The organism is Ferruginibacter profundus, assembly GCF_054783275.1.
Genome location: NZ_BAAGQW010000003.1, coordinates 91,485 through 107,605, shown reverse-complemented (window position 1 = coordinate 107,605; position 16,121 = coordinate 91,485). Strand labels below are relative to the sequence as shown.

At 39.1% G+C, this 16,121-nt stretch carries 13 protein-coding genes; 6 read left to right on the top strand and 7 right to left on the bottom strand.

Annotation, left to right across the window (positions count from 1 at the left end; all coding sequences use genetic code 11):
- Nucleotides 1-7 precede the first annotated feature (7 nt).
- Nucleotides 8-1,216 (bottom strand): peroxiredoxin family protein, encoded by a 1,209-nt coding sequence (locus ACYVM0_RS20255; RefSeq protein ID WP_460560083.1) that lies wholly within the window; start codon nt 1,214-1,216, stop codon nt 8-10.
- Between the two features lie 228 nt (nt 1,217-1,444).
- Between ACYVM0_RS20255 and cysM the strand changes: the two genes are divergently transcribed.
- Nucleotides 1,445-2,326, top strand: coding sequence for a cysteine synthase CysM (gene cysM, locus ACYVM0_RS20250; protein ID WP_460560081.1), 882 nt, complete (start codon nt 1,445-1,447; stop codon nt 2,324-2,326).
- Nucleotides 2,327-2,388: 62 nt separating this feature from the next.
- Here the strand turns inward: cysM and ACYVM0_RS20245 are convergent, their stop codons facing one another.
- Nucleotides 2,389-2,901 carry a hypothetical protein gene (locus ACYVM0_RS20245; RefSeq protein WP_460560079.1) on the bottom strand — a complete coding sequence of 171 codons (513 nt, stop codon included), beginning with the start codon at nt 2,899-2,901 and terminating at the stop codon, nt 2,389-2,391.
- A 389-nt stretch (nt 2,902-3,290) separates the two neighbouring features.
- On the opposite strand from ACYVM0_RS20245, the gene ACYVM0_RS20240 reads away from it, so the two are divergent.
- Nucleotides 3,291-5,870, top strand: a complete 2,580-nt coding sequence (locus tag ACYVM0_RS20240; RefSeq protein WP_460560077.1) for a M14 family metallopeptidase — start codon at nt 3,291-3,293, stop codon at nt 5,868-5,870.
- Nucleotides 5,871-5,948: 78 nt separating this feature from the next.
- Here the strand turns inward: ACYVM0_RS20240 and ACYVM0_RS20235 are convergent, their stop codons facing one another.
- From ACYVM0_RS20235 to ACYVM0_RS20220, 4 genes are all read right to left on the bottom strand, one after another.
- Nucleotides 5,949-6,440, bottom strand: coding sequence for a hypothetical protein (locus ACYVM0_RS20235; RefSeq protein WP_460560075.1), 492 nt, complete (start codon nt 6,438-6,440; stop codon nt 5,949-5,951).
- The gene (locus tag ACYVM0_RS20230) at nt 6,424-6,795 is read right to left on the bottom strand and encodes a hypothetical protein (RefSeq protein ID WP_460560074.1); all 372 of its coding nucleotides are present in this window, start codon (nt 6,793-6,795) and stop codon (nt 6,424-6,426) included. Before ACYVM0_RS20230 ends, ACYVM0_RS20235 begins: the two co-directional genes overlap by 17 nt.
- 78 nt (nt 6,796-6,873) lie before the next feature.
- A complete protein-coding gene (locus ACYVM0_RS20225) occupies nt 6,874-7,305 on the bottom strand; it encodes a hypothetical protein (RefSeq protein ID WP_460560072.1) in 432 nt (143 codons plus the stop codon).
- Nucleotides 7,306-7,465: 160 nt separating this feature from the next.
- Nucleotides 7,466-8,731 carry a DEAD/DEAH box helicase gene (locus ACYVM0_RS20220; protein WP_460560070.1) on the bottom strand — a complete coding sequence of 422 codons (1,266 nt, stop codon included), beginning with the start codon at nt 8,729-8,731 and terminating at the stop codon, nt 7,466-7,468.
- 197 nt (nt 8,732-8,928) lie between these two features.
- Between ACYVM0_RS20220 and ACYVM0_RS20215 the strand changes: the two genes are divergently transcribed.
- Complete coding sequence (locus tag ACYVM0_RS20215; protein WP_460560068.1) at nt 8,929-10,182, top strand: ATP-binding cassette domain-containing protein; 1,254 nt, start codon at nt 8,929-8,931, stop codon at nt 10,180-10,182.
- A 6-nt stretch (nt 10,183-10,188) separates the two neighbouring features.
- On the opposite strand, the gene ACYVM0_RS20210 is transcribed toward ACYVM0_RS20215, so the two are convergent.
- Nucleotides 10,189-11,853, bottom strand: a complete 1,665-nt coding sequence (locus ACYVM0_RS20210) for an MORN repeat-containing protein (RefSeq protein ID WP_460560066.1) — start codon at nt 11,851-11,853, stop codon at nt 10,189-10,191.
- A gap of 260 nt (nt 11,854-12,113) precedes the next feature.
- Between ACYVM0_RS20210 and ACYVM0_RS20205 the strand changes: the two genes are divergently transcribed.
- The 3 genes from ACYVM0_RS20205 to ACYVM0_RS20195 all read left to right on the top strand — a co-directional run bounded on the left by ACYVM0_RS20205 (nt 12,114) and on the right by ACYVM0_RS20195 (nt 15,944).
- Entirely contained in the window at nt 12,114-12,938 is an 825-nt protein-coding gene (locus tag ACYVM0_RS20205; protein ID WP_460560064.1) for a universal stress protein, read from the top strand.
- Nucleotides 12,939-13,308: 370 nt separating this feature from the next.
- Nucleotides 13,309-14,052, top strand: a complete 744-nt coding sequence (locus ACYVM0_RS20200) for a LytR/AlgR family response regulator transcription factor (RefSeq protein ID WP_460560062.1) — start codon at nt 13,309-13,311, stop codon at nt 14,050-14,052.
- A 17-nt stretch (nt 14,053-14,069) separates the two neighbouring features.
- On the top strand, nt 14,070-15,944 hold the full coding sequence (locus ACYVM0_RS20195) for a tetratricopeptide repeat protein (protein ID WP_460560060.1): 1,875 nt from the start codon (nt 14,070-14,072) through the stop codon (nt 15,942-15,944).
- The last annotated feature ends 177 nt before the right edge of the window (nt 15,945-16,121 follow it).

Sequence of the window (16,121 nt, the reverse complement as noted above, 5' to 3'; positions counted from 1 at the left end):
ACTTTCTTTAATTTTCGAGTAATAATTTATTAATAGTGTTTTCAAATTCTTTTTTGTACACAGTATAATGTGCTCCTGTTGCAGGGCCGGTAAAGCCGGTATCCAGTTTTCTTATCTTTCCTTTTTTGTCCAGTATTACAGAGGAAGGGAAGAATTTAATGTGTGTTAATTCGGGCAAAGTTTTTTCTGTACGTAAAGAATCTGTTACGGTAACACCGGTATTTAAAATGCTGTAGTGCACATTAAACCGCTGTTGAAATTTTTGCAGGCTTTTTACAGAGCGTTCCCAATCGGTACTGTATTCATATGCCAGCGCAATGATCTCTACACCACGTTGCTTGTTTTTATTGTAGTACGCACTTAAGAATGCAGTTTCATCCATGCAGTTGGGGCACCAGCTGCCCATTAGCTGTACTACCACTACTTTATTTTTAAATTTTGCATCATCAATGGAAACAGGCTTGCCTTGCAGGTCCTTAAAAGTAAAATGTAATTTTTCTTCACCCGGTTTTGCATATATGGCTACGGTTTCTGCTGTTACTTTTGCACGGGCATCTTTAATGCCTTTCCAGCTTTCGTTGTACAATGCGCCTGAATAAAAATTACCACCGGAAATTGTGCGGCTATTTTCTATTGCGGCAGTAATTAAAAAAGCATGACTGCCATCAAAGCAGGAGAGGTATAAAGAGTCTTTTGTTACAACACCTTCTAAATAGCGATAATCACCTGTCGGGTTAAGAAATGTGCCGCTGAGTTTATTGCCGGTTTGTTGCAGCTCTGCAACAGATAATTCGCCGGGTTTATTATTGGCAAATGTTACCGACCATTTGCCGGAAATATTTTTACCCGCTGCGGAGGAAGTCGTAAATCTTTTATTAACAGCCGCTGCACTAAAAGGCATCACCTGTGTTTGTGCTGCGCCGCCCTTTAACCATACACCACTTAATTTTTTATTGCTGTATTGAAAACGGAATTGCGATTCAAAAACGGGCATCTGCACAATGAATGAATCTCCTGCAGCAGTAATATTATCCACCTTTATTTTTTCAGTAGCATTATGAATATACCAAACCGGTTTACCATTTTCTTTTTTCCATTCAAAAGTAAAAGGAATGCTTTGGCCATCGCTGCGGTGCAACTGTGCACTCCACCAGCCTTGCTGCGCCTGTAAAGAGGTACTGCACAGGATGCAAAATATCGTGATCAATAATTTCATTCGTCTTGTATTACCCTTTTTAGGACCGCAAATATACAAATACCCTACCAAAGTAATAGACTTTATAACTTAAATTAACACCGCATTTCTGCAACATCGCCGTTTTCTGCAGGCCAAATAAATAAAATTTCGTTTTTAGTAAGCAGTTTTGTCAAAAGCCTGTCAATTTTGTAGACTGATTATGGTTTCTTTTGCATAGCAGGTTATTTTACTGATCAAACAAAAATTATGGCAGGCATTTTAGATTTAGTAGGCAATACTCCGTTGGTAGAATTAAAAAAGCTCAACCCGAATCCCGCTGTAAAAATTTACGGTAAGCTGGAAGGCAATAACCCCGGTGGCAGTGTGAAAGACCGGGCCGCTTATGGCATGATAAAAGGAGCTATTGACCGTGGCGAAATAAAAGAAGGCATTACTTTAATTGAAGCCACCAGTGGCAATACTGGTATTGCATTGGCCATGATAGCCAGTTTGTTTAACGTGCCCATTGAGCTGGTGATGCCCGAAGATGCTACACGGGAAAGAGTTTTAACCATGGAAGCATTTGGTGCAAGGGTAATTCTTACGCCAAAAGAAAGATCGATGGAAGGGGCTATTGATTATGCCAATGCACAATTGGCAAAAGGCGGTTATCATAACCTCAATCAATTTGGTAATATGGATAATCCCGGTATGCATTATAAAACCACCGGCCCGGAAATATGGAGAGATACTCAAGAAAAGATCACTCATTTTGTTTCTGCAATGGGCACTACAGGAACTATCATGGGCACCTCTCAATATTTAAAAGAACAAAATTCTGATATAAAAATTATAGGCTGTCAGCCAACAGATGGCTCTAAAATTCCCGGTATACGCAAATGGCCCGAGGCATATTTACCCACAATATTTAATAAAAGCCGTGTAGATCGTGTAATAGAAATTGCTGAAAAAGATGCCCGTATAATGGCGAAAAAACTGGCCCGAGAAGAAGCGATCTTTAGTGGCATGAGCAGCGGCGGTGCGGCACATGCCGCCATTGAACTGGCAAAAGAATTAAAAGAAGGTGTAATTGTTTTTATTGTTTGTGATAGAGGGGACAGGTATTTAAGTAGTGATTTGTTTGATTGACAGAAACAGGAAATTCGGATGCATCTAGATATTAAATTGGCGATGATAAGAAAATATAGAGATTAGGGCCAATATTTTTTCTTTTTAGGTCTTGCCTCGTATTGGAGATTATTCAATATAGAGCCATTGGGATTGAAATATTTAGTTGATAAAATATTGCCGCAATCGTCGAAATTAAATTGAGCAAATACATATTTCCTTTTTAAGTCTAAGCGTTGCCACATTCCAGTAGGAACAACTTCAGGTTCACCTAATCCAATATTTAATTCCGGGTGCACTCCCGATACGATTTCAGGAACTAAAGCAGGTTCTGTAGATAAGATTTTGGCTTCGTAATATTTAAATAATTCTGTAAACAAAGTGAAATCAAATATATTAGAAATAGTATCAGTATCGATTATATATTTCACTTTTACTCCGGGTCGATAATTCATACAGGAAGGCCGGTAACAAAGCTGCCCTAACAATGCATATTCTCTTGATGTATCTATAAGATAATATGTACCACCTAAATGATTATTCTTATAAGTCGCATAACCAAAGTTGGTATCATTATTACTTTGTAAAAATGCCACTCCACTTCCATTTACCAATTTTGAAGTATCATAATACAATTTAGATTGAGAATAAATCGTAATCGGGGTAAAAAAAATATAATAGCAAATAATTTTTTCATTTCATATCTTATAATTTTAAGTCGTATCATTTAATTGCAACTTTGGGATTAGATTTTTATTTATATCTAAAATAATTATTAATACTGGCTATAAGAAATATAATTTATAAGAGAATTTTTCATCATCGCTTCAATAAAAGCTCTATAAAATTATACTGTACGGGAGTGTCCGAGCAGTTTAGGGATAAACTCTGCTAATGCCAACTGATGCTGTTTAAATGCCTATTCCAAAATTGCTTTTGTATTTTCCCTCAAACAACCTATTTTCAATCTTTAACTAAACTACTTATGAGAAAGTTGTTTTTAGCTGCTATACTTTTTTTTATAACAGTACAAACCATTGCACAGGACCTGAGTTACTATTTACCCAACGATGTTACTTACAATCCGGCCATACCCAAACCAAGAGATATTATTTTTCATGAAGTAGGTGAGTGGCATGTAACACACGACAGGCTGGTGAATTACATGAAAGCAATTGCTGCTGCTGCACCCGACAGGGTTAAACTGGAAACAATGGGTTTTACCTACGAACAAAGGCCGCAGGTATTGTTAATTATTACATCGCCTAAAAATCAGCAACGATTAGAAGAAATAAGACAACAACATTTGTTATTAAGCGATCCGACTAAATCGGCGTCGGTAAATATTGATAACATGCCCATCGTGGTATGGATCGGGCATTCCATTCATGGTAATGAACCAAGCGGTGCTAATGCAGCATTGCTGAGTGCTTATTATCTTGCCGCAGCACAAGGCAAACAAATTGATGAGATGCTGGATAATTTAGTAATACTTTTTGATCCTTCTTTTAACCCCGATGGATTGCAACGTTTTTCTACCTGGGCCAACCAGCATAAAAGTAAAAATTTAGTTACCGACCCTAACAGCAGGGAGTTTAATGAAGTGTGGCCCGGTGGAAGATTTAATCATTACTGGTTTGATTTAAACAGAGACTGGTTGCCGGCAGTGCATGTGGAAAGCCAAAATCGCCTGCAATGGTTTCATAAATGGAAACCCAATATTTTAACTGATCATCATGAGCAGGGGAGTAATGCTACTTTCTTTTTTCAACCGGGTGTGCCTGCAAGGGTAAACCCGTTAACGCCGGAAAAAAACCAGGAGCTTACCAACAAGCTGGCAAAGTTTCATGCAAGGGCATTGGATAAAATTGGCAGTTTATATTTTACCAAAGAAAATTATGACGATTTTTATTATGGCAAAGGTTCTACCTATCCTGATATCAATGGTGCCATTGGTATTTTATTTGAACAGGCCAGCAGCCGTGGGCATGCGCAGGAAACAGTGAATGGTATGCTGAGATTTCCGGCCACTATAAAAAATCAATTCACAACAGCACTCTCAACTTTGGAAGGCGCTAATAATTTACGTAAAGAATTTTTAGAGTGGCAGAGAAATTTTTATATCACTTCATTAAAGGAAGCTGCAACAGCGCCGGTACAGGCTTATGTTTTTGGTGATGGCAATGATAAAAATAAAACAGCCTTATTTGTAAAAATGTTGTTGCGCCAGCAGGTGGCCGTATATAAACTAAAAAATGATTTCATTACCAATGGAAGAACATTTAAAACAGATGATGCATTTGTAGTGCCCATGCAGCAAACACAGTGTAAAGTGCTGCGTACCATTTTTGAAAAAACATTGAATTATAAAGACAGTATTTTTTACGACATCACGGCATGGACAATGCCACTGGCTTTTGGTTTGCCTTACAGCGAATTGAACGGCACACAATTCAATACCAATTTACTGGGGCAAAAAATTACAGCACCAGCAGACCTGGTTGCAACAGTAAACGGCGGTAAAAGTAATTATGGGTACCTGATGGAATGGAGCGAACTGTTGGCGCCTGCAGCTTTGTACGAATTGCAACAAAACAATATCATCAGCAAAGTAGCTACAGAAAAATTTGAAATTGTTGTTGGTGCAGGCAGTAAAAATTTTAATGCCGGTACCATTTTAATTGCGCAGAATAATCAACCGCTGGATGCCGATAAATTATTTTTGCTGCTAAGTGATATTGCCTCAAAATATGCGGTGCCTTTTTATGCATTGCAAACCGGTAATGCCATAAGCGGTATTGATATGGGTAGCAGGAAAGTGGTTGCGCTTACAAAACCCTCTGTTGCTATGATAACAGGCGCCGGTGTTAACGCTACAGATGCAGGTGAAGTATGGCATTTATTGGATCAGCGCATGAATATACCGGCCACACACCTGGAACCTGCTATGTTTAACCGTGCCGATCTTACACGATACAATACGCTGATACTGGTAGGAGGGACTTATCCCGAATTGAATAAAGAAAAATTAAAGAGCTGGGTAAGTACAGGGGGAAATTTAATTTTACTGGAAGAAGCGGTACAATGGGCATCGCAGAATGGTATTAACGCAGTAATATTAAAAAAACTGAAGAGCCCGGTGGACAGTGCTAAAAGAATTGCTTACGGCGAAGAAGAAGAAATTGACGGCGCACAACAAATGAGCGGTGCCATCTTTGGTGCGGATGTTGATCTTACACATCCGCTGGCATTTGGTTACAATGAAAAAACCATAAGTTTTTTTAAAGCCAACCGGGTATACATGGAAAAAAGTAAAAACCCCTTTGCCACACCATTTTATTATAAAGAAAATCCTTTGCAGAGTGGGTGGATCAGTAAAGAGAACGGCGATGCTATAAAAAATGCAGCTGCAGTAATTGTAAATACGGTTGGCAGCGGAAGAATAATTAATATTGATAACAATCCCAACTTCAGGGCATTTTGGTTAGGTGGTACCCGGCTGATGATGAATGCAATTTTCTTTGGAAAAGTAATTGATGCAGCCAGCGGAAGAACAGAAGAGTAAATCGTTTTCAACTTCAACTCCAATAAAAGAGTGCCTGGTTTATCCGGGCACTCTTTATTTAAAGCCATATCTTTTCGTTTATTTTTTTCTTACTTCTTCCAATGCCTTAATATAAGCCCTCATTAATTTTGAATAATAAGCCGAGCTTTTGGTAACATATTTTTTATCAGTTGTTCTGTCCATAACATAAAATACATCAGATGATGCATAAGTAGAATTATGGGATGCCCCGGTTGTTGTATTAACAGTTGTTTTGGTGGAATAGTTTAGATCATGATCGAAAACAAACCTGTAGCTGCTTACAGGATAAGCAGCAAGCTCACTGTTTTTAATGATCTTATAGGCGCCAAAATAATTGTCTTTAAAATTATTTTTTAAGTATTTATTATACCCCCAGTCGCTGCTGTGGCTTATTACCAGCAGGGTATCGCTGGTAGTACCAAAGTCGGGAGGTATTTGACCGGCTTCTTTACTAAAGGTCATGTGTTTGGTATGAGAGCTTGCAATGGCCATCAAAAAGAATGCGGCTATTGTTACAACAGAAAGTACATTTTTAATAACTGGTTTCATGTGTATAGTTTAAGGTTTTATAAAAAAAGCTGTTGGTTGATAATGCGGCAGTTGAAAATATGCAATAGGTAATAATATCTTTAATATCCCCGGTGCCACTGATGATGTCAAGTGACTGTAGTGTTTCGAAAACTACAAATGATATAAATACCACGATAAGCCATGGCATATGTATCTGCCTGTTCCAGATAATAAGGATGCAGGATAAAAATGCATAAGCCCATAAGCCATCGGGTAAATGATTACCGATATATGCAGGAAATTTTTTTAAACCGGGTAGTATATACATTAAAACTCCCGCTATAATCGGGAGCAACACATTAAGGAGAAGGTCAGCTTTTTGATATCTGCGCATTGGTTAAGGGAAATGGAACTGCGATATCAATAATAAGGATTTTAGCCGGGATTTAAAATAGGCCTGGTGATTTTAATGCTATTTTAATTCAATCACAATCCGGAAAATGAGTTTTTTGTCGGACCTGCCTTTTACAACTCCGTCGGTATAAAATACTTCAAAGGGTTCATTATAACCTTGCTTTTTTAATTCCACCAAGGCGTCTAATGAAAATGAAACGGGATTAAAAGTGCCCATCCCTTTACTGCTTGCAAATACACGATGTTTTTCATCTTCAACCGTCAATAGACTGGGGCAGTCGGAGCAGGGGGTGTCCCTGAAATACCTTACCGTTATCGAATCGCCACTTTTTATACTGTTCAGCTTTAAAACAATTTGATAAGTGCCGAACTGGTTGCATGCTCTGATCTTTGTTTGGTTGTAGTATATATGCCAGAAATCAATGGTATCTGCTTTTGTATTTTGGGCAAATGCGAAAATGAGTAGAAAGGGTAATACCAGTTTTTTCATTTATTTACAACCGCAGCTGATTTAATTTGCTCTTTAAAAATAATCTTAAATAGGTTAAGCAAAAAATAATTCTCACATATCTCTGTAAATATACCTGAACAAAAAAGCTACACTAGGTGTAGCTTTTCTTATTGGTCATTTTGTTATCGTTTTATTTTCTTTACCCTCTTCCCGAACTAAAACTTCTTCTGCCATTTCTATCCTGCGAAGCATTGCGGTTATTGCCACCGCCGCCACGGCTTTTAAAATTAGGACGTTGGTGTGGTTTAGCTGCCGGTGCAGATGGTTGTGCCGTGGGAGATAACGGGTAAGGGTGCTCTGTAAACTGCGGGATAGTTTTACCGATCAGTTTCTGGATATCCCTCAATTCTGTTTTTTCATCCGCATCGCAAAAAGATAATGCAATACCGGTATTACCGGCTCTACCTGTACGGCCTATACGATGTACATAAGTTTCAGGTACTTCGGGCAATTCAAAATTAATTACGTGGGTAAGGTCGTCTATATCAATGCCTCTTGCTGCAATATCAGTTGCTACCAGCACACGCAGGTTGCCGTTTTTAAAATTGCTCAACGCATTCTGTCTTGCATTCTGTGATTTGTTGCCATGTATAGCTGCAGCGGTAATATTTTCGTGGTGTAATACTTTTACTACTTTATCAGCACCATGTTTGGTACGGGTAAAAACCAAAGCACTCACTAATGCAGGGTCTTTTAATAAATGAATGAGTAGTTTATTTTTATCTTGTTTGCCTACATAAAACAATCCCTGTTCAATGGCATCCACGGTAGAGGATACCGGGGTTACTTCTACTTTTGCAGGATTGGTTAACAATACACTCGCCAGCTTTTGTATTTCGGGCGGCATGGTAGCAGAGAAAAATAAGGTTTGCCTTCTTTCCGGTAAACGTACAATTACTTTTTTTACGTCGTGAATAAAACCCATATCTAACATACGGTCAGCTTCATCCAAAACAAAAATCTGTAGGTGGCGCAGGTTGATAAAGCCCTGGCTCATCAGATCCAGTAACCTGCCCGGTGTGGCAATTAAAACATCCACGCCTTTTTTTAGGGCATTGGTTTGATGCAGTTGTGATACGCCACCAAAAATTACAGTATGTGTAATATTGGTATTTTGCCCGTAAGCAGCAAAGCTTTCACCTATCTGGATAGCCAGCTCTCTTGTTGGTGTTAATATCAATACTTTTATACCAGGTATATTTTGTTTTTGCTGGTATAGCAATTGTAAAATAGGAATGGCAAATGCGGCCGTTTTACCGGTACCGGTTTGTGCACAACCTAAAAGATCCTGCTGCTTTAATACAATGGGTATTGCCTGCTGCTGAATAGGGGTGGGTTTGCTATAGCCTTGCTGGTCTAAAGCTTTAAGGATGGGTTCAATTAACCCGAGACTGTTAAAATCCATTAATAATGGTTTATGATGTATGGCTGAAAGGACGTTGTATTTTCTGAGATCAGCGAAGGAAATTTGTTTGTACCACCGGCTTACAACCTGCCGTATTGCTGTGTGGAGAATGGCGAAGATAGGGTATTCTGATTTAATGGGTTTTGTTTAACTGCGCCGGTGTAAATTTGCTGCCTCAAAACAGCTGATACATTTTTATGAATACAGTACAACATTGTGCCATTGATATTGCAAGCGATTGTGATTATGACCTTGTGATTGAAAACCTGGTGAATGGAAATTTGTTACAACATTACATTGATCTGCCAAGGGCTGCAGGCGCATTGTATTCTCATATTGCCATCAATAAAATTATTGAAGAAGAATTACGGCACGATCATTTTGAAATTACCACTGCTACCAACAACAGCCTTAAAAGTATGAGCAGCGGCGAACAGAAAAAAGCATTGCTGCAATATATCATCAGTAAAAAGCCGGGCTTTATTGTAATGGATAATGTACTGGACAATTTAGATATGGCTGCACAGGAAAATATTGTGACATCATTAAAAATAATTGCAGCCACTACTTTAATAATACAGGTTGTAAATCGTAAAAAAGACATACTGCCTTTTATTGAAAAAGTGTTAGCAGTAAAAAATAATACTATCATAAAAGAAGAAACTATTGCAGCATATTTAAATGGTAACGCTGCAACGGAGCACCACCATTTTTACGGAAGCATTCCTCCTGCATTACATACCTACACCTTACCTGCAGGCCCGCTGGTGCAATTGCATAATGTATCTGTAAATTATGAGGAAAGAAAAATTCTGGATGCAATCAGCTGGACGATCAATGCCGGTGAGTTCTGGCAACTGGCCGGGCCCAATGGCAGTGGCAAAAGCACTATACTTAGTCTGATCACCGGCGATAATCCAAAAGGCTATGGACAAAACATGGTGCTGTTTGGTATTAAAAAAGGCAGTGGCGAAACGGTTTGGGATATTAAACAAAACATTGGTTATTTAAATGCCACCATGGCGCAGTTTTTTCCCCGCCTGGATTCGGTGGAGAAAATGGTGCTATCGGGATTTTTTGATTCTATCGGGTTGTATGTGGTGCCCAACGAAACACAAATTAAAACGGCACAGGCATGGCTGCAGCTTATTGGTTTGTACGACGACCGTAATAAACCTTTTTGTTTTTTATCATTGGGTAAACAACGCATGGTGCTGGTGGCAAGGGCCATGATAAAACATCCGCCTTTGCTGATATTAGATGAGCCGGCATCAGGACTTGATGATCACAATATCATGTTATTCACCTCGCTCATCAATAAAATTGCAGCAGAAAGCAATACAGCTATTCTCTATGTGTCGCACCGCCCCGAAGCAGGATTAACGCCCCGTTTTATATTTAATCTTTTACCCGGCGCAAACGGATCTGCAGGTATGGTACAAACGCCTTAACTGCCGTTAAAAATCATCCCCGCTTACTACTTTTGCATTCTCATCACCTAAAACAATTTCAACAGTATAATTGCCCGAGTCATCTTTTACCATCACAACAGATGCCGCATAGCCTTTTGAAATTTCTTTTTTTGCAGGAAATAAAAAAACACAGGCATTGGTGGTATTATCTGCATCAGGTTCTGTTGGCGTACCGGTTAAAGTAAACGCTCCATCGGTACTGTTTAAAGTTATTTTTATGGCCGCCAGTTGCTTGCAAAGCTCATTGTATTTTGCTTTGGCTTTGGCAAAATCCCTGGTGATCAGGTAAGGCGCCACATAACTCAGGTAAAAATCTTCATCATCAATAATATAATCCTGCTTAAGTGCCGCCGGGAAACTGATGATACTTTTATTTTTAAGAGCTTCTGTAGTGTCTTCTGAAAAATTATCAATTTCCTGGCCCATTAACACATCAAGGTCTGTTGCAGATTGCCTGGCTACCAATGCAATGGCATCGGCCAATGTTTTAGGCATAACGGAAATGGATACACCTTTATCATCAGTTATGCCCGTTACTGTAACCGGGTAGCCATCATTCCAGGTGCCTCTTACACAATAACCGGCTGAATTTATCCTGTAGCCTTTGCCGGTAAATCTTCCTTTAAGATAATCCCCAACGTACAACTCATTCTTGCCATTGGCAAACCAGGCCTTGCCTGTAAACAATCCTTTATCAGCCGTTTCGCCATAATAAATAGATTTAGTTTTCAGGTTTATACTCAGGCAGCCGGGGCCGTTTAAAAAATCATTCAGGTAATTGCCTTCGTCATAAAAATCACCGGTCCTGTAATAATAGGCATAGCCGTTAACGCCTTGCTTTGTTAACGAACCAATAAAGCGGCTGGAATCATCCTGCATAATAATACCGTTTTGAAATATGCCTTCTTTATAAAATCCAAAATATCTTTTTTTGGTACCATAGTCATACACAAAACCGGTATCATATAAACTTTTGCTGGCTTTATTTAATGCACCAATTAAAATCTGTTTAGCTGTTTTTTCAGCATAAAAATCATCACTTGTTAAAAAGCTTTTATAGTTTCCGGTGGTGGCTGTTTCCCAGGTACCATCTTTCCATTTACCCTGGAATAATTTTTTACTATCCAATTCATATTGATAGCCCAGTCCATTCTTTTTATCTTCTGCATAAATATTATCATTAACAGTGCCTGCATTACCGGGTATAAAAATACAGCGGCCATTAAACTTATCGGCTTTCCATTCGCCTTGTAGCAGGGCATTATCTTTATAAATTAATACGCCCTTGCCTTCTTTTTTGCCATCACTAAAATTGCCCGAATAAATATTACCGGTTTTGCTGAGATTGGCGCCCTTGCCATTTAGTTTTCCGTTTTTCCATTCACCGGTTAAAAAGGCGCCCTCTTTAAACACAATGGTACCCTTACCGCTATACACTCCGTTTACAAAATTGCCGGCATAGCGCAATGCATTTCCATTACTGTAAATGGCAATACCGGTGCCATTGGGTTGTTTGTTTTTTATTTCGCCGATATAAGTGATGTCTTCTCCCCAGGCATCTTTAAGGCCGGTAATCTTGCCGGTGGTGGTTTGTGCAAATACTAAAGCGGTAACTGCAATAAGCAGGCTGGATAAAAGTAATTTTTTCATGCTGGTGTAATTTGAATGTTGGTATCAGGTACGGGTTAACATATTTATACTGTAAAATTGCTGTTTTAAAATCATTAATGCAATACCCACCAGTACGTAAACTTGTAACAGGCAGCCGGGTAAGGCGTAAACTTTGGACGAAGGTTACAGGTATTGCAGGTGTGCGGTTACCCGATCTGCACAAATCATGGTGATACCTGATTTTGGTCATAGTTAAAAAATGGAGGGCTCTATAGATTTGAAGTATAAAATTTACGACAATGAAAAAGATAATAGCTCCGGTCGATTTTTCTGATGTTGCCACTAATGCCGCCATCTTTGCCGGCAACCTGGCCGAGTTTTATGGTGCCGAATTATGGCTTTATCATAGTTACGAAATGGTGATCCCGGTTACAGAATATGGCTACTCCTATGTAAGTATTACCGAAATGCAGGAAGCTGCCGAACACGAGCTGAATGCTTTTAAAGATAAGGTACAGGCTGCTTTAAGGCGCACTATCACTATCAATATTAAGGCAGAAAATGCAACTTTAACAGAAGGCCTTATAGCATTATGCGACGAAATAAAACCGGAGTTTGTGGTAATGGGACTGTCTGGAAAAAATGCACTTACCAGGCTGGTAGTAGGTAGTAATACCATACGAGCTATCCGCCAGCTTACTTACCCGGTATTGGTGATACCACCAAAAGCTACTTTTATACCGGTGCGTAAAATTGGTTTTGCCTGCGATTATAAAAAAGTGCTTGAAACCACACCTGTGCAACCCTTAAAAAAATTGGTACGTGATTTTAATGCTGAATTATATGTGCTGAATATTGAGTATAATAATACCTTGACCTCTGATGAAAAGCTAAAGGAAAGCCAGCACGTAAGTGAATTATTATATGATCTGAAACCGGCTTACCAGACTATTATTTCCGGTGATATTACCAATGGTATTAACTGGTTTGCCGATAAAGAAAAAATCGACTGGATGGTGATGATACCCAAAAAACACAACCTGGTAGAAAAAGTATTTGGCAGAAGCCAGACCAAAGAATTGCTGCATCACACGCATTTGCCTGTGCTTTGTATGCATGAATAATTTGCCATATGAAATAGTCAGAGCCGTCTCCAGCTTGTTTGGAGACGGCTTTTTATAATACAAAAAAATCCCACAGCAAAAATGCCGTGGGACCATAGATAAGGCTGTGGTTAATGGATATTAAAGCGCACTGCCCGATCAACGTAAAATATATAGGGTTTTGTTAGAGACTCTTAAACAAATGGGGGCTGGATGAAAATCCTGCCCCGTTTAAAATCCAATATCCTATGAAAAACCGATACGAAGGTAATGGTACAGCAAACCCGTTTTGGCCAAAGTAGTTGAACTGTACTTTTCAGTAGGTCAATTGTCATTTTAAGTAGACAAAGGGTACTGCACAATTTAAAAAGGGCTATTTTTATACCTGAATATGCCTTATCCCCTTACTTATATACTTGCAGATGATGACGAACTGTACAGGGAGTACACCCTGCAGCAGCTGCATAATATTCCGGGGCTGGAATGCCTTTGTGTTTGCGAAAATGCCATTGCTACAAGAGAGCAGTTACAAAATTTTCAACCCGACCTGCTGGTGCTGGATGTGGAAATGCCCGGCCTTACGGGTATACAACTGGCAAAAAGTATCAGGCAATTACCCCTTACTATTTTTATCACTTCTCATCCCATTTATGCCGCAGATGCCTACGAACTGGATGCCGTGGATTATTTGGTAAAACCGGTGCAGCCCGAAAGATTATTGCGTGCCATTGATAAAGTAAGGGTGCTGGCATCCATTAAAGCCAATACAACTGCTGCAGAGGCTTTTCAGCAAAAAGATGCGGAATCTTTTTTTATAAAAGATAAAAATACTTTTTTAAGAATTAGTTATGCCGACGTGTTGTATGCAGAATCGCTGGGTGATTTTGTAACTATCTTTTTACAAAACGGAGAAAAGAAAATTGCCCTGGTAAGCATGAAAAACCTGGAGCAGCAATTGCCTCCCGGTATTTTTATCCGCATCAGCCGTTCGCATTTAGTGAACCGGCAAAAAGTAACCGCAGTAGACACGGATGCGGTTCATATCAATAAAATACAATTGCCCATTGGTAAAACCTATGCCGAAGAAGTGATGACTGCTATTATAGGTAACCAGGCCATTAAACGGTTCATTTAATTTTTGTTGTGGTAAATATGAAAAAGTTATTGCTGGTGATTGCGGTGTTTTTGTATGGGCCTTGTGTTGCACAGGTTAATAAAGAAGTGGATAGCCTGCTTAAAGTACTGGATACTGAAAAACAGGATAGTAATATACAGCGCACACTCAGCCGCATTGGTAATTATTATATCGATAATAATCCCACCAAAGCCATTGAATACCTGGAACGTTCTGCAGAGCTGGCCAGGCAATTAAATTTTCAGCTTCGTTTAGCCAATAACTATTACGATATTGGTTTTTGTTATTTACTAAAAAGTGATTTTGATAAATCGTTGACCTTTTACCAGCAAAGTGCAAAAATTTATGAAACACTAAAAGATAATCATCGCCTTGCCAATGCCTACATGTCCATGGGCAATGTTTTTTTTCAAAGTAAATCACTGCCTAAAGCTGATGAATACTACGATAAAGCCGAAGCCATTGTAACACAAACAAAAGACAGCGGCCAGCTGGCATCGCTATATGCCGAGCGGGGCAATATTTACGACCAGGAACAGCATTATGATTCTGCGATAAGTTTTATGCAGAAAAGTATTACCATAGCAAAACTCATTAATGATGATTTTATGGTGACCAACAGCCTGAGTAACCTGGCGCTTACGTACAAGCATAAAAAAAATACGGCCCTGGCCCTACAATATTTTGATACGGTATTAAAAAAATACAATGCCATGAAAGATCCGCCGGTGGATAACCTGGCCATTGTGTTTAATAATATAGCTGCCACGCAGGCACAGGCGGGTAATTATGCAAAAGCCACTGAAGCTTTTAATAAAAGCCTCGGGTATTCCATGCAGGAAGGGTTATCGGCCGTGATAATGGAAAACTACCGTAACATGGCCGATATGTATGGGGATATGAAGGATTATAAACAACAAAGTATTTATCTTATCAAATATCATCAGCTTAAAGACAGCCTCTACAGTAATGATAGTAAAAACCAGCTTACACAATTAGAAACTGATTACCAGTTAGAGAAAAAAAATATCAGCCTTGTAAAACAGGAAGCAGAAACCACCAGGCAAAAAAGCCAGCGCAATATTTTTATCGTAATTGCAATTGGTGCAGCCTTACTGTTAGCAGCACTTGGTTTTTTTTACAGGAGAATAAAACAAAGCAATAATTTATTGCAGGAAAAAAATATCCAGATCAACAAACAAAAAGATGAACTGCAAACACTCAACCATGTTAAAGACAGGTTGTTCTCTATTATTAGTCATGACCTGCGCAATCCGTTGGTTACATTAAATGGCTATCTCTCTCTTGCCGAAAACACTGCTTTGCCCGAAGAGAAAAAAGAAAAATTCAGGCAGCAAACGCAACAGGCTGTCAGCCAGACCAGCAATATGCTGGATAATCTTTTGGTGTGGGCCAATATGCAGATCAAAAATACAAAGCCCGTTATCACCCATATCAATGTTGAAGATTGTATTGATGATGCTATTGGTGCAGCAAGGGCACAGGCTGCACAAAAGAATATTCTCATTGATAAAAAGATTAACACCCCAATGGCCATTGCCGATCACAATATTATAGAGATCGCACTTCGTAATATCATTACCAACGCAGTAAAGTACAGCCAGGCCAACGGGCATATTACAGTAAGCAGTTTCAGCGATCAGCTGCACACTTTTATTGCTGTACAGGATGATGGTATTGGTATGAGCAAGGATAAAATTGAAGAGCTGCTGCACAACGAAGCCGAAAGTAAAGCCGGCACACAAGGCGAAAAAGGCAGCGGCCTTGGCCTCTTTCTGGTAAAAGAATTATTGCAGAAAATTAATGCCGTTCTTTTAATTGAAAGTGAGGAGGGCAGGGGTAGTAACTTTATAATACAACTAAGCGCCTGAAATTTTTTTCAAAATTTATTTTCATTTCCCTTATCTTCATAGCACTAACCGCCCAGTTCATATTATCCTACCCTTATTTAAACTAGCTGTTTTTACCCTATTTACTGTAGAGCATTCATTTGCCCTTAGCCTTAATATTTAGCATTGCTGTAGCATTCCTTAACTGGCAATAAGATT